23 protein-coding genes are annotated in these 22,655 nt (G+C 72.2%); 15 read left to right on the top strand and 8 right to left on the bottom strand.

What is annotated here, in order from left to right; translation table 11 throughout:
• Nucleotides 1-6: 6 nt before the first annotated feature.
• Complete coding sequence (locus tag ACIPPM_RS04520) at nucleotides 7-663, bottom strand: HD family hydrolase (RefSeq protein ID WP_401442853.1); 657 nt, start codon at nucleotides 661-663, stop codon at nucleotides 7-9.
• Between the two features lie 59 nt (nucleotides 664-722).
• Between ACIPPM_RS04520 and ACIPPM_RS04515 the strand changes: the two genes are divergently transcribed.
• The 5 genes from ACIPPM_RS04515 (at nucleotide 723) to ACIPPM_RS04495 (ending at nucleotide 6,966) form a co-directional block, all read left to right on the top strand.
• Nucleotides 723-1,142, top strand: coding sequence for a DUF4186 domain-containing protein (locus ACIPPM_RS04515; RefSeq protein ID WP_401442851.1), 420 nt, complete (start codon nucleotides 723-725; stop codon nucleotides 1,140-1,142).
• 89 nt (nucleotides 1,143-1,231) lie between these two features.
• A complete protein-coding gene (locus ACIPPM_RS04510; protein ID WP_401442848.1) occupies nucleotides 1,232-3,451 on the top strand; it encodes an NADP-dependent isocitrate dehydrogenase in 2,220 nt (739 codons plus the stop codon).
• A 201-nt stretch (nucleotides 3,452-3,652) separates the two neighbouring features.
• On the top strand, nucleotides 3,653-5,017 hold the full coding sequence (locus tag ACIPPM_RS04505; protein WP_401442846.1) for a bifunctional o-acetylhomoserine/o-acetylserine sulfhydrylase: 1,365 nt from the start codon (nucleotides 3,653-3,655) through the stop codon (nucleotides 5,015-5,017).
• Nucleotides 5,014-6,162, top strand: a complete 1,149-nt coding sequence (locus tag ACIPPM_RS04500) for a homoserine O-acetyltransferase (protein WP_401444184.1) — start codon at nucleotides 5,014-5,016, stop codon at nucleotides 6,160-6,162. Before ACIPPM_RS04505 ends, ACIPPM_RS04500 begins: the two co-directional genes overlap by 4 nt.
• 15 nt (nucleotides 6,163-6,177) lie before the next feature.
• A complete protein-coding gene (locus ACIPPM_RS04495; RefSeq protein WP_401442843.1) occupies nucleotides 6,178-6,966 on the top strand; it encodes an N-formylglutamate amidohydrolase in 789 nt (262 codons plus the stop codon).
• Here the strand turns inward: ACIPPM_RS04495 and ACIPPM_RS04490 are convergent.
• Nucleotides 6,963-7,826: a glutathione S-transferase C-terminal domain-containing protein gene (locus ACIPPM_RS04490; RefSeq protein ID WP_401442840.1), complete on the bottom strand. Its 864-nt coding sequence runs from the start codon at nucleotides 7,824-7,826 to the stop codon at nucleotides 6,963-6,965. The two genes, ACIPPM_RS04495 and ACIPPM_RS04490, sit on opposite strands and share 4 nt — an antisense overlap.
• A 110-nt stretch (nucleotides 7,827-7,936) precedes the next feature.
• Nucleotides 7,937-8,074, bottom strand: coding sequence for a putative leader peptide (locus ACIPPM_RS04485; RefSeq protein WP_401442837.1), 138 nt, complete (start codon nucleotides 8,072-8,074; stop codon nucleotides 7,937-7,939).
• Between the two features lie 111 nt (nucleotides 8,075-8,185).
• On the opposite strand from ACIPPM_RS04485, the gene ACIPPM_RS04480 reads away from it, so the two are divergent.
• The gene (locus tag ACIPPM_RS04480) at nucleotides 8,186-9,031 is read left to right on the top strand and encodes an alpha/beta fold hydrolase (protein WP_401442834.1); all 846 of its coding nucleotides are present in this window, start codon (nucleotides 8,186-8,188) and stop codon (nucleotides 9,029-9,031) included.
• Nucleotides 9,032-9,038: 7 nt separating this feature from the next.
• Here ACIPPM_RS04480 and ACIPPM_RS04475 read toward each other — a convergent pair whose 3' ends face one another.
• A complete protein-coding gene (locus ACIPPM_RS04475; protein WP_401442831.1) occupies nucleotides 9,039-9,719 on the bottom strand; it encodes a Clp protease N-terminal domain-containing protein in 681 nt (226 codons plus the stop codon).
• Between the two features lie 83 nt (nucleotides 9,720-9,802).
• Here ACIPPM_RS04475 and ACIPPM_RS04470 point away from each other — a divergent pair, with 83 nt between their 5' ends.
• Complete coding sequence (locus ACIPPM_RS04470; RefSeq protein WP_401442828.1) at nucleotides 9,803-10,369, top strand: hypothetical protein; 567 nt, start codon at nucleotides 9,803-9,805, stop codon at nucleotides 10,367-10,369.
• On the opposite strand, the gene ACIPPM_RS04465 is transcribed toward ACIPPM_RS04470, so the two are convergent.
• Nucleotides 10,338-10,769, bottom strand: coding sequence for a hypothetical protein (locus tag ACIPPM_RS04465; RefSeq protein ID WP_401442826.1), 432 nt, complete (start codon nucleotides 10,767-10,769; stop codon nucleotides 10,338-10,340). The two genes, ACIPPM_RS04470 and ACIPPM_RS04465, sit on opposite strands and share 32 nt — an antisense overlap.
• A gap of 178 nt (nucleotides 10,770-10,947) precedes the next feature.
• Between ACIPPM_RS04465 and ACIPPM_RS04460 the strand changes: the two genes are divergently transcribed.
• From ACIPPM_RS04460 to ACIPPM_RS04430, 7 genes are all read left to right on the top strand, one after another.
• Nucleotides 10,948-12,165 (top strand): sensor histidine kinase, encoded by a 1,218-nt coding sequence (locus tag ACIPPM_RS04460; RefSeq protein WP_401442823.1) that lies wholly within the window; start codon nucleotides 10,948-10,950, stop codon nucleotides 12,163-12,165.
• On the top strand, nucleotides 12,162-12,848 hold the full coding sequence (locus ACIPPM_RS04455; RefSeq protein WP_401444181.1) for a response regulator: 687 nt from the start codon (nucleotides 12,162-12,164) through the stop codon (nucleotides 12,846-12,848). The genes ACIPPM_RS04460 and ACIPPM_RS04455 overlap by 4 nt, the downstream gene beginning before the upstream one ends.
• Nucleotides 12,849-12,973: 125 nt before the next feature.
• Nucleotides 12,974-13,651: a DUF1345 domain-containing protein gene (locus tag ACIPPM_RS04450; RefSeq protein ID WP_401442820.1), complete on the top strand. Its 678-nt coding sequence runs from the start codon at nucleotides 12,974-12,976 to the stop codon at nucleotides 13,649-13,651.
• A gap of 320 nt (nucleotides 13,652-13,971) precedes the next feature.
• The gene (locus ACIPPM_RS04445; protein WP_401442817.1) at nucleotides 13,972-15,510 is read left to right on the top strand and encodes an AMP-binding protein; all 1,539 of its coding nucleotides are present in this window, start codon (nucleotides 13,972-13,974) and stop codon (nucleotides 15,508-15,510) included.
• A gap of 84 nt (nucleotides 15,511-15,594) precedes the next feature.
• Nucleotides 15,595-16,050, top strand: coding sequence for a MarR family winged helix-turn-helix transcriptional regulator (locus ACIPPM_RS04440; RefSeq protein WP_401442814.1), 456 nt, complete (start codon nucleotides 15,595-15,597; stop codon nucleotides 16,048-16,050).
• Nucleotides 16,051-16,118: 68 nt separating this feature from the next.
• Nucleotides 16,119-17,486, top strand: coding sequence for an MFS transporter (locus ACIPPM_RS04435; RefSeq protein ID WP_401444179.1), 1,368 nt, complete (start codon nucleotides 16,119-16,121; stop codon nucleotides 17,484-17,486).
• Nucleotides 17,470-17,643 (top strand): hypothetical protein, encoded by a 174-nt coding sequence (locus ACIPPM_RS04430; protein WP_401442812.1) that lies wholly within the window; start codon nucleotides 17,470-17,472, stop codon nucleotides 17,641-17,643. Before ACIPPM_RS04435 ends, ACIPPM_RS04430 begins: the two co-directional genes overlap by 17 nt.
• A 22-nt stretch (nucleotides 17,644-17,665) precedes the next feature.
• On the opposite strand, the gene ACIPPM_RS04425 is transcribed toward ACIPPM_RS04430, so the two are convergent.
• From ACIPPM_RS04425 to ACIPPM_RS04415, 3 genes are read right to left on the bottom strand one after another with little or no spacing between them, the layout of a single operon-like run.
• Nucleotides 17,666-19,873 (bottom strand): SpoIIE family protein phosphatase, encoded by a 2,208-nt coding sequence (locus tag ACIPPM_RS04425; protein WP_401442809.1) that lies wholly within the window; start codon nucleotides 19,871-19,873, stop codon nucleotides 17,666-17,668.
• Nucleotides 19,870-20,265 carry an STAS domain-containing protein gene (locus ACIPPM_RS04420; RefSeq protein ID WP_401442806.1) on the bottom strand — a complete coding sequence of 132 codons (396 nt, stop codon included), beginning with the start codon at nucleotides 20,263-20,265 and terminating at the stop codon, nucleotides 19,870-19,872. The genes ACIPPM_RS04425 and ACIPPM_RS04420 overlap by 4 nt, the downstream gene beginning before the upstream one ends.
• Before the next feature lie 41 nt (nucleotides 20,266-20,306).
• Entirely contained in the window at nucleotides 20,307-21,515 is a 1,209-nt protein-coding gene (locus tag ACIPPM_RS04415; RefSeq protein WP_401442804.1) for a phosphatidylserine/phosphatidylglycerophosphate/cardiolipin synthase family protein, read from the bottom strand.
• 234 nt (nucleotides 21,516-21,749) lie between these two features.
• On the opposite strand from ACIPPM_RS04415, the gene ltnD reads away from it, so the two are divergent.
• Complete coding sequence (gene ltnD, locus ACIPPM_RS04410; RefSeq protein ID WP_401442801.1) at nucleotides 21,750-22,655, top strand: L-threonate dehydrogenase; 906 nt, start codon at nucleotides 21,750-21,752, stop codon at nucleotides 22,653-22,655.

The raw sequence follows: 22,655 nt of genomic DNA, 5'->3' as shown, positions 1-22,655 counted from the left end.
CTTCTCTCAGTCCTGGTCCGGCGTGCTCCGCGACCAGCCGCGCCGCTCGCCCTCGTCGATGAGGTGCCGGCCGGCCGTCCACAGCGACGCGGAGGCGTCCCCGATCACCGCCTTGCGGGCCCGGATGTCGTCGGCGGTGACGCCGGGGGTGCGCCAAGTTCCGCCACGAGCCATCCAGTTGAGCAGGAGTGGCTGGAGCCGGTCCATCGCCTTGGCGAACCGGGCCTCGGGGGTGGCGCGTTCCTCGAACTCGTCCCACAGCGCCCGCATCCGCCGGGCCTGGTCGTCCGGGAGGAGCGCGAAGAGGTCGTCGGCCGCGACCGATTCCCGTTCCTGCTGACCGGTGCCGCCCGCGCTGTCGTACAGCGGGGTGTCCCCGGCGTAGATCTCCACCAGGTCGTGCAGCAGCACCAGCTCGATGGTGTGACCCACGTCGACGGGTTCGTCGGAGTGCTCGGCGAGGACCGCGACCATCATGGCCAGATGCCAGGAGTGCTCGGCGTCGTTCTCCCGGCGGTCCGCCGCGGCGAGCGGCGACTGGCGCAGTACGGTCTTGAGCTGGTCCACCTCCACCAGGAAGGTGAGCTGGGCCCGCAGCCGTTCCTCGATGCCGTCGGGCAGGGGCGTCTTGTCCACGAGCAGGTTCCGGGGTTCGTCACTCACCGGCCCATCGTGGCACGAGCGGCCGGGGGCTCCTACAGCCGGGCTAAGCTCGAAATGGTATGACTTCTCCCCGCGATCCCGAGCCGACACCCGAGCCCTTCACCCCGCCCTCCCCCGCCGCGCTGGACGCCCGGCTGGACTCGATCACCCGGCAGCCGTTCCGGGCGAAGTTCCATCTGCGCGGGCGGGACCGGGTCACCGCCGAGCTGAAGGGCCCGGCCACCATCCGCTGGCACGCGTACGACCTGATCGCGGGGCGGCTCGCCCCGGCGCGGCCGTACAAGGACGGAAAGCAGACGCCGTACCGGGGCCATCCTGTCTTCGTCGCCCAGCACGCCACCGGCACCTGCTGCCGCACCTGTCTGCTGCGCTGTCACGGCATTCCCAAGGGCCGGGACCTGACCCGCGCCGAGCATGTGTACGTCGTGGACGTGATCTGCCGCTGGATCGAGCGGGAGATGACCGGCGGGGCTCGCTGAGCGGTCAGCCCCGGACCCCTGTCGAACCGGACCCGGTCACGAGATATCTTGATGTCGAGCAATGTTGCAGACGTGGAGCGGAGCACCCGGTGACTGACTCGACCATCATCTACACCTACACGGACGAAGCGCCGGCCCTGGCGACCCATTCGTTCCTGCCGGTGATCCAGGCGTACGCCGCGCAGGCCGGGGTCCCCGTGGAGACCCGCGACATCTCGCTGGCCGGGCGCATCATCGCCGTCTTCCCGGAGTACCTCGCCGAGGACCAGCGCATCCCGGACGCGCTCGCCGAGCTGGGCGACCTCGCCAAGACCCCGGCCGCGAACATCGTAAAGCTGCCGAACATCTCGGCCTCGATCCCGCAGCTCAAGGCCGCCGTCGCCGAGCTGCAGGCCAAGGGCTACGCGCTGCCGGACTACCCCGAGGACCCGAAGACCGACGAGGAGCGCGAGGTCCGCGCCCGCTACGACAAGATCAAGGGTTCCGCCGTGAACCCGGTCCTGCGTGAGGGCAACTCCGACCGCCGCGCCCCCGCCTCGGTGAAGAACTACGCCAAGACCCACCCGCACCGCATGGGCGCCTGGACCTCCGAGTCCAAGACCAACGTGGCCACCATGGGTGAGAACGACTTCCGCTCCACCGAGAAGTCCGTGGTCGTCCCGGCCGACAGCACCCTCCGTATCGAGCTGGTCGCCGAGGACGGCACCACCACCGTGCTGCGCGAGTCGGTACCGGTCCGCAAGGACGAGGTCGTCGACGCCTCCGTCATGCACGTCGCCGAGCTGGAGCAGTTCCTCGCCGCGCAGGTCGCCCGCGCGAAGGAGGAGGGCGTCCTGTTCTCCGTGCACCTCAAGGCCACGATGATGAAGGTCTCCGACCCGATCGTCTTCGGCCACGTGGTGCGCGCCTTCTTCCCGAAGACGTTCGCCAAGTACGGCCAGACCCTGAAGTCGGCCGGCCTGTCCCCCAACGACGGCCTCGGCGGCATCTACAAGGGCCTGGAGAGCCTGCCGGAGGGCGCGGAGATCAAGGCGTCCTTCGACGCCGAGCTGGCCGACGGCCCCGCGCTCGCCATGGTCGACTCCGACAAGGGCATCTCCAACCTGCACGTCCCCTCGGACGTCATCGTGGACGCCTCCATGCCCGCGATGATCCGCACCTCCGGCCACATGTGGGGCCCGGACGGCGAGGAGCACGACACCCTCGCGGTGATCCCGGACTCCTCCTACGCCGGTGTGTACCAGGCGGTCATCGACGACTGCCGCGCCAACGGCGCCTACGACCCGTCGACCATGGGCACCGTCCCGAACGTCGGCCTGATGGCGCAGAAGGCCGAGGAGTACGGCTCGCACGACAAGACCTTCGAGGTCGCCACCGCGGGCACCGTCCGCGTGGTCGACGCCGACGGCAACGTGCTCATCGAGCAGCCGGTCGCCGAGGGCGACATCTTCCGCGCCTGCCAGACCAAGGACGACCCGATCCGCGACTGGGTCAAGCTGGCCGTCACCCGCGCCCGCGCCACCGGCGACCCGGCCGTGTTCTGGCTGGACGAGACTCGCGCGCACGACGCCAACCTGATCGCCAAGGTCAACCAGTACCTGACCGAGCACGACACCGAGGGCCTGGACATCCGCGTCCTGCCGCCGGTCGAGGCCGCCAAGCTGTCGGTGGAGCGCATCCGCCGCGGCGAGAACACCATCTCGGTGACCGGCAACGTGCTGCGTGACTACCTGACCGACCTGTTCCCGATCCTGGAGCTGGGCACCAGCGCCAAGATGCTGTCGGTCGTCCCGCTGATGGCGGGCGGCGGCCTGTTCGAGACCGGCGCGGGCGGCTCGGCCCCGAAGCACGTCCAGCAGCTCGTCAAGGAGAACTACCTGCGCTGGGACTCCCTCGGCGAGTTCTTCGCCCTGGTCCCCGCCTTCGAGCAGTACGCGGAGACCACCGGCAACACCCGCGCCAAGGTCCTCGCCGACACCCTGGACCGCGCCACGGCGACCTTCCTCAACGAGGACAAGTCCCCGACCCGTCGCGTCGGCGGCATCGACAACCGCGGCAGCCACTTCTTCCTGTCCCTGTACTGGGCGCAGGAGCTGGCCAAGCAGACCGACGACGCCGACCTGGCGAAGGCGTTCGCCCCGTTCGCCGAGTCCCTCGCGGCCGACGAGCAGCGCATCGTCGACGAGCTGAACGCCGTGCAGGGCTCCCCGGCCGACATCGGCGGCTACTACCAGCCGGAGAAGGCCAAGGCCGACGCGGTCATGCGCCCGTCCGCCACCTGGAACGCGGCGCTCGGCTCGCTGAGCTGACACCTGCGGTAGCCGTATGAGCGTGCCCCGGCCGGAGTCCTCCGGCCGGGGCACGGTCGTGTCCGGGCTCCACTGCGGCCGTGTTGCGGGGATGTGGCGTACATGAAGTCCTCGTGTCAGGGTTCGTTCCGGGCTGTCCGGGGGTGTCCGCCCGTGCTTTTCTCGTGCCCGAGTCCGCGCCCGCACCGCACGAGGAGCACCATGAGCAGCCAGCCCATCGACTCGGTCACCGCCGGTCACACCCCGGACGAGCCGCCCGCCGGTCCCGACACCTCGGCCTGGTCCTTCGAGACCCGGCAGATCCACGCCGGTGCCGTACCCGACCCGACGACCGGGGCACGGGCCACGCCGATCTACCAGACGACGTCCTTCGTCTTCCAGGACACCCAGCACGCCGCCGACCTGTTCTCGCTCGCCGAGCCCGGCAACATCTACACCCGCATCCACAACCCGACGCAGGACGTGTTCGAGCAGCGGATCGCCGCGCTGGAGGGCGGAGTCGCCGCCGTCGCGCTGGCGTCCGGGCAGGCCGCCGAGACCCTCGCCCTGCTGACCCTGGCGGGCGCGGGCGACCACATCGTCTCCAGCGCCTCCCTGTACGGCGGCACGTACAACCTGTTCCGGCACACCCTGCCGAGGCTGGGCATCGAGGTGTCGTTCGTGGCCGACCCGGACGACGTGGACGCCTGGCGGGCCGCGATCCGCCCGAACACCAAGGCGCTGTTCGCGGAGACCCTGGGCAATCCGCGGGGCAACGTGCTCGACGTACGGGCGGTCGCGGACGTGGCGCACGACGCGGGCGTGCCGCTGATCGTGGACAACACCGTGCCGACCCCGTATCTGCTGCGGCCCATCGAGCACGGCGCGGACATCGTGGTGCACTCCGCGACCAAGTTCCTCGGCGGGCACGGCACGGCCATCGCCGGGGTGGTGGTGGACGGCGGCACCTTCGACTTCGGCGCCCATCCCGAGCGGTTCCCGGACTTCTCCGAGCCCGACCCGAGCTACCACGGCCTGCGGTACTGGCCCGCGCTCGGTCCGGGCGCGTTCGCGGTCAAGCTGCGGGTGCAGCTGCTGCGCGACCTCGGCCCGGCGCTCTCCCCGCACTCGGCGTTCCTGCTGCTCCAGGGCGTGGAGACGCTGAGCCTGCGCCTGGAGAGGCACTCCGCCAACGCGCTGGCCCTGGCCGAGTGGCTGGAGGGCCGCGACGAGGTGGCCGCCGTCCACTATCCGGGGCTCACGTCCAGCAAGTGGTACGAGGCCGGGCGGAAGTACCTCCCGCACGGCTCCGGCGCGGTCGTCTCCTTCGAGCTGCGGGACGGGGTGGAGGCGGGCAAGCGGTTCGTGGACGCGGTGGAGCTGTTCAGCCACCTCGCCAACATCGGTGACGTACGCAGCCTGATCATCCACCCCGCGTCCACCACGCACAGCCAGCTGGACGAGGAGCAGCTGACGGCGACCGGTACCGCGCCGGGGCTGGTCCGGCTGTCGGTGGGCATCGAGAACCTGGCCGATCTGAAGGCGGACCTGGAGGCCGGGTTCCGCGCGGCCAAGGGCGCCTCCTGAGCACCGTTCCGCACGCCCGCCCGGCCCCGCTCCCGGCGGTCAGCGGCGCCTGGTGGGACGGGGACCCCGCCGGGCGCCGCCGGTGGCACACGGCCGACGCGCCGCTGTCGCTGGAGGCAGGTGGTGAACTGCCGGGCTTCCGGATGGCGTTCGAGACCTGGGGGCGGCTCGCACCGGACCGGTCCAACGCCGTGCTGGTGCTGCACGCGCTGACCGGCGACAGCCATGCGGCGGGTCCGGCCGGGCCGGGGCATCCCACGCCCGGCTGGTGGGACGCGCTGGTCGGGCCGGGCCGGGCGCTGGACACCGACCGCTGGTTCGTGGTCGCGCCGAACGTCCTGGGCGGCTGCCAGGGCAGCACCGGTCCGGCCTCTCCCCGGCCGGGCACCGGCCGGCCCTGGGGCGGGGCGTTCCCGTTCCTCACCCAGCGGGACCAGGTGGCGGCCGAGGCGGGGCTCGCGGACGCCCTCGGGATCGAACGGTGGGCGCTGGTCGTCGGCGGCTCGATGGGCGGGATGCGGGCGGTGGAGTGGGCGGTGTCGTACCCGGAGCGGGTCGGCGCCCTCCTGCTGCTGGCCACGGCCGCGTCCGCGAGCGCGGAGCAGATCGCCTGGGCCGAGATCCAGTTGCGGGCCATCCGCACCGACCCGCACTGGCGGGGCGGCGACTACCACTCCGGCGGACGCGGCCCGGTGGACGGACTCGGTCTGGCCCGCCGCGTGGCCCATGTGACCTACCGCGCCGAGGCGGAGCTACGGACCCGGTTCGGCCGGGCTCCGCAGGGCGCGGAGGACCCGTGGCACGGAGGCCGGTACCAGGTGGGCTCGTACCTGGACCACCACGCCGGGAAGCTGATCCGCCGCTTCGACGCGGGGAGTTACGTGGTGCTGACCGAGGCGATGAACGCGCATGACGTGGGGCGCGGGCGGGGCGGTACGCGGGCGGCCCTGGCACGGGTACGGGCGCCCGCCCTGGTCGCCGGGGTGGACTCCGACCGGCTCTATCCGCTGTCCCAGCAGCGGGAGTTGGCCGCGCTGATCCCGTCGGCGGACGGGGTGCGGGTGGTGGAGTCGCCGTACGGGCACGACGGGTTCCTGATCGAGACGGAGCAGGTTGGCAGACTGGTGGCCGAGTTGCTGCGCTGATCACTGGGAGCCGATGTGTCCGAGCCCTCGTTCGAGCTGCTGCCGGGTGACCCCGCGTCGCCGGTCCTGCTGCACGTACCGCATTCCGCGCGGGCGATCCCGGACGGGGTGCGGGCCGGGCTGCTGCTCGACGATGCCGCCCTGGAGCGGGAGTTGGACCACATCACGGACGCGCACACGGCCGAACTGGCGTACCGCGCGGCCGGGTTGGCCGGAGTGCGGCCGTGGCGGTTCGTGAACCGGCTGTCCCGGCTGGTGGTGGACCCGGAGCGGTTCCCGGACGAGCGGGAGGAGATGCGCGCGGTGGGGATGGGCGCGGTGTACACCCGGACCACGCACGGAGAGCCGCTGCGGGCCGAGGACACCACCCAAGGGCCGCTGATCGAGCGGTACTTCGAGCCGTACGCCCGCGCGATGACGGAGGCGGTGTCGGAGCGGCTGGCGGCGGCCGGGCGGGTGGTGGTGATCGACGTCCACTCCTACCCGTCCCGCCCGCTGCCGTACGAGCTGCACGGCGAGGGCCCGCGCCCGGCGGTGTGCCTGGGCACGGACGCCTTCCACACCCCGCCGGGGCTGACGGCGGCGGCGCGGTCGGCGTTCTCGCCCTACGGGAAGACGGGAGTGGACAGCCCGTTCGCCGGGACGTACGTACCCCTCGCGCACTACGGGCGGGAGCGGCGGGTGAGCGCGCTGATGGTGGAGATCCGCCGGGACACGTACATGACGGAGCCCGGCGGCCCGCCCGGCGCGGGCCTCGGTCAACTCGCCGGGGCGCTGGCCGTGTTGGTGGACTCCCTGGGTTAGCCCCTGACGTGGGCCGCCCAGTCCAGGATCTGCACGGCGGCTCCCGCGGCTTCGAGGCCCTGGCAGTGGCCGTGGTGGCGGCGGGCGATGCCGTCGAGGTCGAGGTGGGTGCCGAAGGCGGGGTGGGCGGCGAGGCGGCGGGCGTAGGACCACAGGGCGGTGAAGCCGGTGATCCGGTGCACGGCGGAGGCGTCGAGGTGGCAGCGGTGCACGGTGTCGAGCTGGACCAGGGAGACCCAGAGGTCGATGTCGGCGGCGGTGAGGCGGCCTCCGGCGAGGTACTGCTCGTCGGTCAGCCAGCGCTCCAGCCGCCCCAGGTTGTCGAGGAGCACGTCGAGCGCGGCGGCCCGTCCGGCCGGGTCCTCGTCGGCGCGGCCCGCCTGCTGCGCGGCCTGTTCGATGCCCTCGGCGCAGAGCCGTTCCACGGCGTCGACGGTGGACTCCCAGCCGTGGGGCCGCAGCGGATCGCCACCGGCGCGGGTGAAGAGGTCCAGGTCGCGCAGGATGTCCGGGGCGTGGGTGCTGACGATGCGTCCGGACCAGGCGTCGCTGAGCACCGGGGCGGGCGCGGGGCCGGAGTAGCGGTGCGCGCTGGCCTCGTAGAGCGGGCGCAGCGCGGTGTGGCTGCCGTCCGGGGCGTCGGGGACGGCGGGGAGCAGGGTGACCGGACAGCTCGCGTCGAGGCCGAGCAGGCTGTGGGCGATGGCGAGGCGCAGTCCGTCGGGGTCGGCGGTGGAGAGGTGCAGCCGGTAGCGGTGCGGCACGGCGTGATGGCCGCTGCGGGCGTCCTGGCCGAGCCGCCCCCGGAAGGCGGAGCTGTGCCGGACGGTCGGTAGGGCGGTCGGCGCGGTGATGGGCATACGTACGTCTCCCCAGGGGCGAGGGCGCGCGGGAGCACGCCTGCGGAACAGCGGCGGCTGGCGTGGGAGGAGTGGGGCGGAGGGCGCGTTCGACGGGGCCGGGGCCCAGGTCAGAGGCGCGGTCCGATGGCGCTGCACACGCGCAGGAGGTCGATGTGCAGACGGGAGGTGAGGAGGGGGGAGATGAGCCGGGGCGCGCGCCACGGTGTGCGGCCGCTGCGGCCGGTCACCGTCTCCAGGCGCGTCATGCGTCCCCACCTGTTCGCTGGACTTCCCCGACTTGGAGTGTCGGCCCGCGCCGGACGCCGCGTCAAGAGGGGGTCCATCCCTGGAGCAGGGCCTTACGTACCATCACACCCATGAGCCAGATCCTCTCGATCGCCCGCCCCGACAGCGTGCGGAGCGTGCGCGTGGAGACCGTCCGGGGAACCTTCGCCGCGTTCACGGCCGGTCCCCCGGACGGGGTCCCGCGCGGTACGGCCCTGCTGGTGCCGGGCTTCAACGGCAGCAAGGAGGACTTCCTGCCGCTGCTGCCGGGCCTGGCCGAGGCGGGCTACCGGGTGGTCGCCATCGACCAGCGGGGCCAGTACGAGACGGGCCCGGCGTCGGAGGCTCCGTCGTACGCGCCCGAGGATCTGGCGTCGGACGTGGTGGCGCTCGCGGGGGTGCTGGGCCCGGTGCATCTGGTGGGGCACTCGTACGGCGGGCTGGTGTCGCGCCTCGCCGTGCTGAACTCCCCTGCTGCCGCCGGCACGTGGGCCTCGCTGACGCTGCTGAACTTCGGTCCGGGGGCCGTGTCGGAGTCGACGCGGGAGCGTCTGCGGCTGCTGCTGGACGCCCTGCGCACGACCCCGGTCCCGGACCTGTGGCCGTTCCTCCGCCCGGAGGGCGGCGGGGTGCCCGAGGAGGTGCTCTCCTTCCTGTCGGACCGCTGGGCCCGCAACGCCCCGGAGGCACTGCGCCTGGCCGCGGAGCGGATGATCGGCGAGCCGGACCGCAGCGGGGCGCTGCGCGGGTCCGGTATCCCCCTGTCGGTCGTCTTCGGCACCCCGGAGGAGACCTGGCCGGAGCGTGAAGCGGCTGTGATGGCAGGGGAGTTGGGCGCCCGCTACACGGAGATCATGGGCGGTGGGCACTCGCCGAACGTGTACGAACCGGAGGCCGTGATCGAGGCGTTGACGGGATTCTGGGACTCGCTGGCGTGAGGTGCCGTCAGCGCTCTCCCCGCGCGGCGACCGCCTCGCGCAGCTCGTCCGGCGTGAAGCCGAGGTCACGCAGGATGCCCGCGGCCTGGCTCCCCTCGACCCGGATCAGCCCCAGCAGCATGTGCTCGGTGCCGACCCGGTCGTGACCCAGCTCGGCCGACGCGTTCCGCGCCTGCTCGATGGCCTCCTTGCTCTCCTCGGCGAACGCGATGTGCCCGCGCAGCGCCTTCGTGCCGGCGGGCGGCAGCACCTCCACGACCGCGTCGCGCACGCGCTGTTCCGTACCGGCCTTCGCCATCAGCACCTCGTACGCCAGTCCCTGCGACTCCGCGAGGAGCCCGAGGAGCAGGTGTCCGGTGCCGATGGACTCATGCTTGTGCGTCCGCGCGGCCTCCTGCGCGAGCACGATGCCGTGCCGGTTGGTCTCGGTGAAGCGCTCGAACGGTCCGGGCGCGTGGCGCTGTTGAGCGGCCTGCTTGGACACCCCGATGGCGTCCCCGATCTCGGTCCAGGACGCGCCGGACCGCTTGGCCTTGCTGACGTAGTGGTCGATGAGCTGGTCCCCGAGATCGGACAGGGTCTGCGCACGCAGCCGCGCCTCACTGATGTGGGCGAGGTCGTCGGCCTCGGGCAGTTCTTCGTCGAGTCGGGCGATCAGGTCGGTGAGATTGATGTCGAGTGGACTCATGCGTCAAGATTAAGTTGACGATCGTGGAGCGTCAAGAAGAAATTGACGCGCGGTGCGATGAATCTCTGTCCTACGGTTCCGGCATGAGCAACTCCTACGCGTCCGCCATCCTCACGACGGCAGACCTCTCCGAGGCGATACGCGCCGTACGCACCCTGCTGAGCTGGACGGACACCGCCAAGGTGGGAGTCGACTTCGAAGGAGTGATCCGGTCGCCGGACACCCTGACGCGCGTACGCCACGTCCTGCCCGATCTCGTGTGGTGGGCGTCGGCGGGCAGCGAGCACGGTTCGTCGGAGACCGGCGACGACCCCGCGGACTGCCTGCCGATCCGGGTCTTCGACTGGTGCCGCCCGCTGGACCGCGCCGAACCCTTCATCGAGGCGCTGGGGCCGGACTCGGCGGCCGTCATCCGCTGGGATCTGGACGCCTGGCGCGCGGTGCCCGAGGCGGGGCTGGAGGAGGTCCACGAGAAGTACGCCTACCTCACCCTGAGCGTGCACTCCCTGGACCTCTACCAGGAAGAACCTTCCGAGGACCACACGGTCCACGTGCACGACCGGTACGGCGCGGGCGTCGAGCGCGTCCACTGGTTCGCCGAACAGGTGGGGGGCCGGTTCACGGGGAGGGTGCAGGGGGCACCGCTGTAGTCCCCCGGCGCACCGGCCGACACCGCCTCCGGCTCCCGGCGACGGCCAGTGCCGTGCACAGGGCCGCGAGGGGGAGTTCCACGCACACGGCCATGGCCACGGCGAGGGCCAGCTCCGGGCCGGGCGGAGAGGTGGCCACGTCGACGCAGGCGTCGGCGAGGAGGAGTACGGCCGCCGCGGCGGCGGGGGCGCGGTGGCGGGGGTCGTGGCGCAGCAGGCGGCTCCCGGCGGTGAGCAGCGCGGCGGCCTCCACCGCGTCGAGGGCGACCCAGGCGGCGGCCTCGGCGGGCGGCAGGGTGCCCGCCAGATAGCCGAGCCAGGGCAGCAGGGCGAGACCGGCGGCCACGAGTACCCGGCCGTGGCCGGAACCGCTCGTGAGGGCCTGGGAGATGAGGGCCATGTCGGGAGTCCCCTTCCAGGGTCGGGAACCCGGCCGTCGGGCTCGTGATCAACCTTCCGGTGTCCGCTCCCCGGCGTCAGTAACGTCCCTGTCCGTCCTGGGGTGGCACTGGCTGCACCTCCGTCCCGGATGGCAGGTGCATGGATGAACGCCGGGACCGAGACCTACGGTTGGCCCCATGAAGATCCCGCCCCGGCCGCGGCGGGCGCTGACGCGCCTGACGCGCGATGCCTCCTTCCTCGCCCTGGGGGCACCGCTGCACCTCCTCCTGGGGTTCCTGCTCTTCATGGACTTCGGCCTCGTCTGGGAGTGCGTGGGCGGAGGGGACCCCGGCGCGCCGGTCATGCTCGGGGGCGCGCTGGTGGTGACGGTGTGCTGCGTACCGGCTCTGACCGTGGCGCAGTGCCGGCGTTTCCGACGGTTCCTGGGGCTCGACATCCCCCGGCCGGGGTTGCGGCGGCCGGGGCGGCAGTTCGGCTACCACTGCCTGGCCGGGGCGCTGCTGAGCGGGCTCGAAACACTGGTGGTGGGGCTGCTGGTGGCGGGGGCGGCCGCGGCGCTGGCCCCGGTGTGGGTCTACGCGCTGCCGTGGCAGTGGCGGATCGAACACCTCGGTCTCTCCACCCAGGCCGCGTACCTCTGCGCGGCGGGGCTGGTGGCGCTGGCCGCCGTTCCCCCTTCGGCCGCCGCCCTGGTCCGTCTGGAGAGCCAGGTCGGTCCCTCCTGGCTGGGGCGCGGCAGGGAAGCGGACCTGGCGCGGCGGGTCGAGGACCTCACCGAGAGCCGGGCCGGGGTGGTGGACGCCGCGGACGCGGAACGGCGGCGCATCGAACGGGACTTGCACGACGGCGCGCAGCAACGCCTCGTCTCCCTCGCCCTGAATCTGGGTCTGGCCAGGGCCACGCTGGTGGATCTGCCACGGGAGGCGCGCGAGGTCATCGACACCGCGCACCGGGAGGCGAAGGAGGCGATCGAGGAACTGAACAGCCTCGTACGCGGGCTGCACCCCGCCGTGCTGGACGAACTCGGCCTGGACGCCGCCCTGTCGGGCCTCGCGGCCCGCGCCCCGCTGCCCGTACGGCTGCGGGTGGACCTGGCACGGCGGCCCGCTCCGGCGGTGGAGGCGGTGGCCTACTTCGTCGTCTGCGAGGCGCTGACGAACGTCGCCAAGCACGCACGGGAGGCGACCCGTTCGGAGGTGACGCTCACCCTGCTGGGCGGGATACTGCGGGTGGTGGTCTCGGACGACGGCCTGGGCGGTGCGGACCCCGCCGACGGGACCGGCCTCACCGGTCTCGCCCAGCGCGTGCGGTCCGTCGACGGAACATTCCGGCTGAGCAGTCCCGTGGGGGGACCGACCCTGATGAGTGTGGAGCTGCCGTGCCCGGCACGATGAACGAGGAGCCGACGGTGCGACGCGCGGTGATCGCCGAGGACTCCGTCCTGTTGCGGATGGGCCTGGTCAAGGTCGTGGAGATGGCGGGCTTCGAGGTGGCCGCCGAGGTGGGCGACGGACCGGGGCTGCTGGCCGCGGTGGCGGAACACCGCCCCGACCTCGCGCTGGTGGACGTCCGTATGCCGCCCGGCTTCTCGGACGAGGGAGTACGCGCCGCACTCACCATCCGCCGCACCCACCCCTCGACGGCCCTGCTCCTCCTCTCCCAGTACGTCGAGGAGCGCTACGCCACCGACCTCCTCGCCGCCAACACCAGCGGCGTGGGCTACCTCCTCAAGCAACGGGTCGCGGACGTCGAGGAGTTCGTCGAAGCCCTCCGCCGAGTGGCGAACGGCGGTACCGCCCTGGACCCCCAGGTGGTGGCCCAACTCCTCGTCCGCCGCACCGACACCCCCCTGACCCGACTGACCCCCCGCGAACACGAGGTCCTCACCCTCATGGCCGAAGGCCGCTCCAACGCGGGCATCGCCAACCAGCTCGTCATCAGCGAGAGCGCCGTCGCCAAACACATCAACAACATCCTGATGAAACTGGACCTCCCCCGAGCGGACGCCGACCACCGCCGGGTACTGGCGGTGCTGCAGTTCCTGGGGGTGGGGGGTCGACACCCCGACGTCGGATGAACCTCAGGGGCGGGCCTCGGCCACGTGGTTCGTCATCCCCACGGTCGCGGCTCCGCCGTGAAGGGCGTGTGAGCCCCTATCGTCACCCAGGGTTGCGGTAACGACCCTACGCAGAGGGGCTCCCGGTGCGTCACTGGCTCTCCGAACGACGTCGGGCCTCGGCGAGCGTGCTCGTCGCGGCGGGCACCGCGACGGTCCTGGTCCTGCTCGTCCTCACCGGGCACGCGGTGCGGCTCTCGGCCGGGGACATCGGGGTGCTGGCGCTGTTCGCCTATCTGCTGCCCTACCTCGCGCTCACCGTCGCCGCCTTCTCCCGCGCCTCCCCGGAGCGAATCCGGGCCTGGGCCGAGCGGGACAGCCGCGGCACGGTGCTCCAGCGGTACGTCATCGGTACCGCGCCCGGTCCGGGGGTGTCGCTCTTCATCGCGGCGGCCGCACTGGCGGTCGCGGTGGTGTGGCTGCCCGGCCACCTGGGAACCACGTTCCCCGTGGTCCCCCGCGTCCTGGTCGCGCTCGCGCTCGTCGCGGTCGCCTGGGTCTGCGTGGCCGTGTCCTTCGCGGTCACCTTCCAGGCCGACGACATCGTGGAGGGCGGCACCGCGCTGGACTTCCCCGGCCCCGACTCCCCGCTCTGGGGCGACTACCTGTACTTCGCCCTGTCCGTCATGACCACCTTCGGCGCGACCGACGTGAGCGTGACCTCCCGGGAGATGCGGCGCACCGTGTCGGCCAACTCGGTCATCGCCTTCGTCTTCAACACCGTGACGGTGGCGAGCCTGGTCTCCGCGCTGGGGGCGGGCTGAACGCCCGAGGGGGGAGGAAATGAGGTCGTACGACCTTGTCGTCGAGGGTGCCGGTGCGACGCCCGAGTAATGCTGTCCGTGCTGGTCAGCGAGGGTGTACGGGGTCGACATTGGCCGAACTGCGTAGCCGAATCGGCTGATTGTCATACGTTCGCGTCCGCGAAGTTGGCGCTGTCCGGGCGCGCGTCCTAGAGTCGACTTGGTTGGTCTAGGCAACCTTTATTCGGGTGTCTTCCCGTCCGGTGCCTTCCCGTCCCCCCACAGAACAACAGCAACAACCTGCCGGTGCGCGGTGCGCGCCCGGCCCAGGAGGACCCCCCATGCTCGACGTCGCAGCCCCACGCTTCCGCAACCCGGTGGAGGACATCCTCGACGCCCTGCGGGAGAACCCCGCCCGCGAGGCCCTGGTGCACGGCGAACACCGTGTGAGCGCAGGGGAGTTCCGTGACCTGGTGCACCGGATGGCATGGGCCATGCGGGACCTGGGGATCGAGCGCGGCCAGACCGTCACCCTGCTCAGCGGCAACCTGCCCGAGGCGATAGCCGTGCGGTACGCCGCCAACCTGATCGGCGCCCAGGTCAACCACCTGTACAGCAAGCTCTCCACCGACGTGCAGGCCGCGATCGTCGCCGATGTCGAGACGCGGGCCCTGGTGGTCGACCCCCGGCTGACCGACCGGGCCGCCGAGATCACCGCGTCCGTGCCGGTCAAATCGGTCCTGACGCTGGGCCCTTGCGACAGCGCCGAGGACCTGCTGGCGCTGGCCGCCCTCCAGTCCGCCGAGCCGTTCCCGAGCCGGGCCGAGCCGGACGACATCTGCGGCATCCGCCACACCGGCGGCACCACCGGCCACCCCAAGGGCATCTGCACCACCTTCCGCCAGGTGCAGGAGACGCGCGCCGCGAGTCCGGTCGCCGATGAAGAGAGTGGCGTACGGCGCCAGTTGGTCGCCACGACCATCGCTCACGCCGCCGGGATGCTCGCCGACTCCGTGCTGGAGACCGGCGGCACGGTGGTCCTGCTGGACGACTTCGAGCCGGGCCAGGTGCTGCGCACCATCGAGCTGGAGCGCATCACCCACCTGTGGCTGCTGCCGCCGCTGCTCTACCAGCTCCTCGACCACCCCGACATGGCGCACACCGACACCTCCGGCCTGCGCCAGGTCCTCTACGGCGGCTGCCAGTCCTCCCCCGCCCGCATCGCCGACGCCGTACGCCGCCTCGGCCCGGTGCTGATGCAGGGGTACGGGCAGAACGAGGGCGGTCTCATCAGCGTGCTGCCCCCGCAGGACCACGACCCGGACAATCCCGCGCTCCTGCGTACCGCCGGGAAGATCCTGCCGAGCGTCGACGTGGAGATCCGGGACCCGGACGGCAGCGTCCTCCCGAACGGCGAGCACGGCGAGATCTGCGTCCGCTCCGCCATGGTCATGCAGGGCTACTGGAAGCAGCCGCGGCTCACCGCCGAGGTGCTCCAGGACGGCTGGCTGCACACCGGTGACGTCGGCTTCCGTGACGACGAGGGCTATCTGACAGTGGTGGACCGCCTCAAGGACATGATCGTCGTGGTCGGCGGCCATGTGTACACCACCGAGCTGGAGGACCTCCTCAACAGCCACCCGGACGTCCTGCAGTCCGCGGTCTTCGGCGTGCGCGACGAGGACCGCATGGAGCGCGTCCACGCCGCCGTGCTCCTCTCCCCCGGCGCCACCACGTCCGCCGGCGACCTCCGCGCGCTGGTACGCGCCGAGCGCGGCGCCATGTACGAGCCGACCCGCATCACCTTCCCGGCCGCCCTCCCCCTCACGGACGTCGGCAAGCCCGACAAGAAGGAACTCCGCCGCCGCGCGACCGTCTGAGCCACCCGGCGGGCCGCCTTCCGGAGCGGCCCGCCGAGGTTTCGACATTTGCGCAGCCTGGACTGCGCAAGTTAGCCTGTACACATGATCGAGACCCCTGACACCACCGGTGTGTCCGAATCCGCGGTGCGCGCGGCGCACGAGTTCCGGGTGGTGTTCAGCCGACTGCGGCGGCGGATGCGGGAGAGCTACGACCCCGGCGACCTGACGCCGTCGCAGACGTCCGTGCTCAGCAGGCTCGACAAGGACGGCGAGGCGTCGGTCAGTGAGCTGGCCGCCGCTGAGCGGGTGCGGCACCAGTCGGTGGCCGCGACCGTGGCCGTACTGGAGGAGCGCGCGCTCGTGTCCCGACGGCAGGATCCCTCCGACGGGCGGCGCCAGCTGGTGTTCGTCACCGACAGCGGGCACGCCTTCCTGGAGGACCGCCGACGGGCCGGGGAGGGCTGGCTCACCCGCGCGCTGGAGGACCAGTGCACGGAGGCCGAACGGCGGACCCTGCTGGAGGCGGCGGCCATACTGGACCGGGTCGTCCGCTCGTGACCCTGCGCCAGCTGCTTCCCGGCCGGGCGAGCAAGAGCGACGGTTTCGACCGGCGGCTGCTCGCCCCGATGATGCTGGGGTCCGTACTCAACCCGGTCAACTCCTCCGTCCTCTCGGTCTCCCTGGTGCCGATCGGCGCCGCGTTCGGCGCACCGCCCGCGCAGACCGCGTGGCTCGTCTCCGCCCTGTATCTGGCCACGTCCATCGGCCAGCCCGTCGTGGGGCGGCTGATCGACCTGTTCGGGCCGCGCCGGCTCTTCCTGGTGGGGACCGCGCTGACCGGTGTCGCGGGCGTCGTGGGCATGCTCGCCCCGAGTCTCGGCGTGCTCATCGCCGCGCGGGTGCTCCTCGGCTTCGGCACCTGTTCCGGCTATCCGGCCGCCATGTACCTGATCCGCAGCGAGGCCCGGCGCACCGGGCGGGAGAGCCCGACGGGCGTGCTCACCGCGCTCGCCGTCACCACCCAGACCGTCGCCGTCATCGGCCCCAGCCTCGGCGGACTGCTGATCGGGCTCGGCGGCTGGCGCGCCACCCTCGCCGTCAACATCCCGCTGGCCCTCGTCGGCCTGTACCTCGGCGCCCGCCGCCTCCCCGCGACCACACCGGCGCCGCGCGCCCAGGACCGGCACCCCCTCGCCGCGCTCGACCTGCCCGGCATGGGCCTGTTCGCGACCGCCCTGATCTGCCTGCTGCTCTTCCTCATGGAGCCCGGCGCCGCCCACTGGTACCTGCCCCTGCTGACCCTCCTCGCGGCGGCCGCCTTCACCTGGCGGGAACTGGGGACACCGCAGCCCTTCATCGACCTGCGCGTCCTCAGCGGCAACCTCCCCCTGCTCGCCACCTACGCCCGCGCGCTGCTCACGTACATCGTCAGCTACGCCTTCCTGTACGGGTACGCCCAGTGGCTGGAGGAGGGACGGGGACTGTCGGCCTCGCAGGCCGGACTGGTCCAACTCCCGCTGTTCGCGACCGCGTTGGTCGTCTCGACGCTCACCGGGCGGCGGCAGGCCATCCGGGGCAAGCTGCTGGTGGGCTCGGTCGGCCAGCTCGCCGCGTGCGCGCTGCTGCTGACCCTGACCGACGTGAGCCCGGTGTGGATGCTGCTGGCCGTCGTCCTCGTCCTCGGTGTGCCGCAGGGCCTGAACGGCCTCGCCCTGCAGAACTCCGTCTTCCACCAGGCCGACCCCGAGCGCATGGGCTCCTCCGCCGGACTGCTGCGCACCTTCGGCTACCTCGGCGCGATCGTCGCCTCCGCCGCGAGCGGTGCCCTCTTCGGGCAGCGCGCCGACACCGGCGGACTGCACCATCTCTCCTGGCTGATGCTCGCCGTCAGCGCCCTCTTCCTCGCCGTGACGCTCGCCGACCGCTCCTTGCGCGGCCTGGGCACCCCGCGCGACGAGGCCACACCCCGGCAAACCCGTGAGGACCGAGCGTGACCCGTACCGCCTGCTCGTGATGGACGCCCAGCGGGCCATCACCGAGCGCGTCTGCGGTGACGCCGACCCCGAGGTGCACCGGGTGCTCACCGGGAAGGTGTTCCCCTGCCAGGCCGAGGTCACCACCGTGGACGAGTGGATCTCCGGCCTGTCCTGACCACTCGGCCGTCCCGACCTGACTACCCGGCCGTGGCGGTGAGGACGAGGACGGCCTGGTCGTCGTCGATGTCGTGACCGCCGGTGAAGGCGTGCACGGCCTCGGTCAGCGAGTCGATCAGGCGCCCGGCGGCGGGCGGGCGCGGCGACCCGGCCAGGGCCTGGGCCACGCGCACGTCGCCGAACTGCTCGCCGTCCGGGGCACGGGCCTCGGTGAGACCGTCGGTGTAGAGCACCAGGCTCTCCTTCGGGCCCAGTCGCAGCCGACGCGGGCTGACATGCGGGTCGGGAGCGACGCCCAGGAGGAGCCCGGAGGCGTCCACCGCGCGCACGGTGTTTCCGGCGTCGACGACGAGGGGCGACGTGTGCCCGGCCCGGATCAGCTCGATGTCCAGACCCTCCGGGGTCGGGGTGAACTGCCCGTAGACCAGCGTGACGAAGCCGGTGCCGTGGCTGCCGGGGCGGTCGCACAACGCCCGGTTCACGGCCTCGACGACGGCCTGCGGGCCGGGCAGCAGCGGAGCGACGGCTCGGGCGGTGTGCCGGACCAGGGCGGTGGTGGTCGCGGCGGTCGCGCCGCGGCCGCACACGTCGCCGAGCATGAACGCCCACCGGCCGTCCCGCAGCGGGAAGACGTCGTAGAAGTCGCCGCCGATGTCGAGTCCCTCACCGGCGGGGTGGTAGTACGTGGCCACGTCGGCGCCGGGCACCTCGGGGACGCCGGGCAGCAGCAGACCGGCCTGGAGGTCGCGGGCCAGGGTGACGCGGTGGGTGTACTGGCGGGCGTTGCGCGCGGCGGCGGAGGCCCGGCGGGCGAGTTCCTCGGCCAGCGCGACGGTGTGTCCGTCGAAGGTGTGGTCGCCGACGCTCAGCAGGGTCATGGTGCCGACCGCGCTGCCCCGGTCGAGCAGCGGGACGCACAGATAGCCGGTGACGCCCAGGTCGTGCCAGGGCCCCGGACCGGTGGGCGTACGGCGGGCGACCTCGCTCACCCCGGAGGCGAGGACCCGGGCCACCGCGTCGTCGGCGGCGTCGTACACCGGGATGTGGGAGGCCAGCAGGGCGCGCTGCGCGGCGTCCGGTGCCGCGGTGGCCACCCGGCGTACGCGGCCCGCCTCCACGATGTCGACCGCGCTCAGCGGTGCGAGGGCGGGGCTGCACGCGTCGGCCAGGCGCTGGAGCGTCTGGGCGGCGTCCAGGTCGTGGGCGAGGGAGGTGCTGGCGTCCAGCAGGAAGGCGAGGTCGGCACGGGCGGCCTTCTCGCGGGCCTCGGCGGCCTGGCGGGCCTGCTCCGCCTGGTGGCGTTCGATGGCCAGGGCGGCGGTGCCCGCGAAGATCCGGGCGAGCGCGAGGTCGTCGTCCTGGGGTTCGCGGGGCGTGCGGTGGTACATGGCGAAGGTGCCGAGCAGCGATCCGTCGCGGGCCAGCACCGGGGTGGACCAGCAGGCGGCGAGCCCGGCCCGCCCGGCCAGCTCCCGGAAGTCGGCCCAGTACTCGTGGGTGGCGATGTCGGAGACGATCACGCTCTGCCTGCGGTGGGCGGCCGTACCGCAGGAGCCCACACCGTCACCGGTGGCGATGCCGTCGATGGCCTGGTTGTAGAAGTCGGGCAGGCTGGGGGCGGCGCCGTGGCGCAGGTGGCGGCCGTCGGCGTCCGCGAGCAGCACCGAGACCAGCACCTCCTCGGGCGCCAGCTCCTCGATGACCCGGGCCATGCCGTGCAGCACGTCGGTCAGCGGGGCCTGGCGGGCGATCTGCTCCAGCAGTGCCGCCTGCTCGGCCGTGAGCCGCTGGGCCTGCCTGACCTGGGTGGTCTCGACGCCGATCACGCGTACGCCGGTCACATTGCCACCGGCGTCCAGCCGGGGCTCGTAGGTGAAGTCGAAGAACGTCTCGCGGGCGTCGGCGCCGGAGCCGAGCAGCACCCGCCGGTCCCGGCCGGTGACGGGCCGCCCGGTGCGGTAGACCCGGTCCAGCAGGGTGATCAGGCCCTGTTCGACGAGTTCCGGCAGCAGCTCGCCGAGCGGCAGGCCGGTGCGGGCCCGCTCGGTGCCGCCGATCGCGGCGAAGAACGCCGGGTTGGCCGACTCCAGCATGTGCGCCGGACCGGCGAGGGAGGCGAAGACGGCCGTCGAGTGCCCGAACAGCGCGCGCAGATCGTCGTCCAGGCCACCCGAGGCACCCCCCGGCCGTCCGGGCTGGGGCTGGTTCAGCCCCGGTACGAGCGTCATGCGCTCCGCTCCTCATTCTGTTGAACCGCCGCGGCGACGCCACGTTCGTCCGAGCCCGCGGCAAGGGCCTCGGCAGCGTCCTTGTGCACGGAGAACAGCTGGTCCAAACCTGTCAGGGTGAACAGACGTGACACCGAGGCGGGTACGGCCGCCAGCCGGAGCACCCGCTGCTGTGCCGAGAGCCGCTGGTAGAGACGGAGCAGCGCGCTGATCCCGGAGGAGTCGCAGAAGGTCAGGGCGGCACAGTCGACCACGACCGGCAACGCCCCCTTCGACAGCGACAGTTCTTCGTCGGCAGCCTCGTGCAGCTGCACCACGCTGTCGAAGTCCAGCTCTCCGAACAACACGAACAGCACGCCCAGCGCGTGCTGTCTGACATCCACCGAGAACACCCTCAGCTGCCTCCCTTTCGGCTACCGCCGTCCGCCCTTGGTCACAGGAAGCGTCTCACGGGCGTGACGGCGGCCTCCTTCAGCCGCTGGAACGCCGCTCTCCGCCGCCATCTGTCGAGGTCGATGGCCACGCTGTGCTCCAGGTCGGCGTCGTAGTCGCGGTCGAGGGACGCGGTGAACTTCTCGTCCAGCACGGCGAGCATGACCTCCTCGTCGTGGTCCATGGAGCGCCGGTTGAAGTTGGTGGACCCGATCAGGGCGGCAACCGAGTCCACGGTCATGATCTTGGCGTGCATCATCGTCGGCTGGTACTGGCGGATGTCGACGCCCGCGCGCAGCAGCTTCGTGTAGTGGTGCTGTCCGGCGAGCTGGCAGGCGCGCTGGTCGGTGTACGGGCCGGGCAGCAGGATCTCCACCTGCACGCCCCGCTCCGCGGTGCGGCACAGCAGGTCGATGAAGTAGTCGTCGGGGGCGAAGTAGGCCGTGGCGAGGCGGAAGCGTTCCTCGGCGGAGGTGAGCATGACCCGGATGAGGGTCTGCATGTCCTGCCAGCCGATGCTGGCCGAGCCGCGCACGACCTGGACGACGGAGTCGCCGATCTGCTGGTGCTCGGTGAACCGGTCGCGGTCGTCGAAGAGTTCGTCGTGGCACTCGGCCCAGTTCTGGGCGAAGGCGGCGGCTATCCCGTCCACCGCCGGACCGCGCACCTGGACGTGGGTGTCGCGCCACTCGCCGGGGTTGCGGGCGTCGCCGCACCACTCCTCCGCGATGCCGACGCCGCCGGTGAAGGCGGTGTCCTCGTCCACGATCAGCGCCTTGCGGTGGCAGCGGTGGTTCTGCTTGAACGGCGAGAGCCAGACGGGCTTGCGGAACCAGGCCACCTGGACCCCGGCGGTGTCCATGAGGTCCAGCAGCGCGGGCTCGATCTGCTTGGCGCCGAAGCCGTCGAGCAGCAGCCGTACCCGCACCCCGTCCCGTGCCCGGTCGGCGAGGGCGGCGGCGAAGTCGCGGGCGATCTGACCGCGCCAGTACACGAAGGTCATCATGTCGATGGTGTGCCGGGCCGAGGCGATGGCCTCCAGCATCGCGGGGAAGATGGCGCTGCCGTTGCGCAGCGGGGTCAGCTCGTTCCCCTCGGTCGCGGCCACTCCGATCAGCCGCTCCAGGCGTCGGCGCAGACGCTGCTTGCGGGCGTCCGCGTCCAGTGCGCCGTCGGGGGCGAGAGCTACCGGTCTGCCGTCGAGGCTCACAGCGAATCTCCAGTGGTGCCGTTGCGCGAATGGGTCCGGGACGGCCGGAAGACCCCCGAGGAAGCTCATGCCCGGCACTCGGCCCATCATCCCGCGACCGTGAACCACCCATACGTGACCGGCATCACAGTGCGTCGATCGCTGTCCTCAGGTCATCATATGACCCGACCGTCGGCGAAAGGGCCTGGCAGTGAAGGGCGTCCGGGCGGCCACTGCGAGACAAGGATGTTGCGCGTGAACGACCAGAAGCCCCGTGTGGGCGTGGTGGGACTCGGGGCCATGGGTCTCGGGATGGCACGTAGCCTGCGGAACGCGGGGTACGACGTCGGGGTCCACGACCTGCGGCCCGACGTGGCCGCCGACTTCGCCCGGGAGGGCGGCATCGCCTTCGCCACCCCCGGTGAACTCGCCGCCGCCGTCGATGTCCTGGTCGGCGTGGTCGTCGACTCGGCCCAGATCGAGCAGGTGTTGTTCGGTCCGGAGGGTGCCGCCGAGCGGCTGCGGCCGGGTGCCGTGTTCGTGATGTGCTCCACCGTCGACCCCGTCTGGTCGGCCGAACTAGGGCTTCGGCTGGCCCGGTTGGACGTGCTCTACCTGGACGCCCCGGTCTCCGGCGGCGCCGTGCGCGCGGCGGCCGGTGAGCTGACCATGATGACGTCGGGCGCCCCGGAGGCGTACGCGCTCGCCGGGCCGGTGCTGGACGCGATGAGCGCGACCGTGCACCGGCTGGGCGACAGCGCCGGGCTCGGCTCCAAGGTCAAGGTCGTCAACCAGCTGCTCGCGGGCGTCCACATCGCCGCGGCCGCCGAGGCGATGGCGCTGGGCATCAGGGCTGGCGTCCCGGCCGACACCCTGTACGAGGTCATCACGCACAGCGCGGGCAACTCGTGGATGTTCGAGAACCGCATGGCGCATGTGCTGGCCGGTGACTACACGCCCCTGTCCGCCGTCGACATCTTCGTCAAGGACCTGGGGATCGTGCTCGACTCCGCCCGCCCGGAGCGCTTTCCGCTGCCGCTGGCCGCCACCGCCCACCAGATGTTCCTCCAGGCCGCGGCCTCGGGGCTGGGCGGCGAGGACGACAGCGCGGTGATCAAGATCTTCCCCGGGATCGACCTGCCGAAGCCGGAGGATGGCTGA

It is taken from the genome of Streptomyces sp. NPDC090119, assembly GCF_044747085.1.
Lineage (GTDB): Bacteria > Actinomycetota > Actinomycetes > Streptomycetales > Streptomycetaceae > Streptomyces.
This window is presented reverse-complemented; position numbering and strand designations above follow the sequence as displayed.

Bases quoted from the DNA above. Each gene is read 5' to 3' on its own strand.
- ACIPPM_RS04515 (WP_401442851.1), top strand. From the start codon at position 723: ATGACTTCTCCCCGCGATCCCGAGCCGACACCCGAGCCCTTCACCCCG.
- ACIPPM_RS04505 (WP_401442846.1), top strand. From the start codon at position 3,653: ATGAGCAGCCAGCCCATCGACTCGGTCACCGCCGGTCACACCCCGGAC.
- ACIPPM_RS04490 (WP_401442840.1), bottom strand. From the start codon at position 7,826: ATGCCCATCACCGCGCCGACCGCCCTACCGACCGTCCGGCACAGCTCC.
- ACIPPM_RS04485 (WP_401442837.1), bottom strand. From the start codon at position 8,074: ATGACGCGCCTGGAGACGGTGACCGGCCGCAGCGGCCGCACACCGTGG.
- ACIPPM_RS04480 (WP_401442834.1), top strand. From the start codon at position 8,186: ATGAGCCAGATCCTCTCGATCGCCCGCCCCGACAGCGTGCGGAGCGTG.
- ACIPPM_RS04475 (WP_401442831.1), bottom strand. From the start codon at position 9,719: ATGAGTCCACTCGACATCAATCTCACCGACCTGATCGCCCGACTCGAC.
- ACIPPM_RS04470 (WP_401442828.1), top strand. From the start codon at position 9,803: ATGAGCAACTCCTACGCGTCCGCCATCCTCACGACGGCAGACCTCTCC.
- ACIPPM_RS04465 (WP_401442826.1), bottom strand. From the start codon at position 10,769: ATGGCCCTCATCTCCCAGGCCCTCACGAGCGGTTCCGGCCACGGCCGG.
- ACIPPM_RS04460 (WP_401442823.1), top strand. From the start codon at position 10,948: ATGAAGATCCCGCCCCGGCCGCGGCGGGCGCTGACGCGCCTGACGCGC.
- ACIPPM_RS04455 (WP_401444181.1), top strand. From the start codon at position 12,162: ATGAACGAGGAGCCGACGGTGCGACGCGCGGTGATCGCCGAGGACTCC.
- ACIPPM_RS04445 (WP_401442817.1), top strand. From the start codon at position 13,972: ATGCTCGACGTCGCAGCCCCACGCTTCCGCAACCCGGTGGAGGACATC.
- ACIPPM_RS04440 (WP_401442814.1), top strand. From the start codon at position 15,595: ATGATCGAGACCCCTGACACCACCGGTGTGTCCGAATCCGCGGTGCGC.
- ACIPPM_RS04435 (WP_401444179.1), top strand. From the start codon at position 16,119: ATGATGCTGGGGTCCGTACTCAACCCGGTCAACTCCTCCGTCCTCTCG.
- ACIPPM_RS04425 (WP_401442809.1), bottom strand. From the start codon at position 19,873: ATGACGCTCGTACCGGGGCTGAACCAGCCCCAGCCCGGACGGCCGGGG.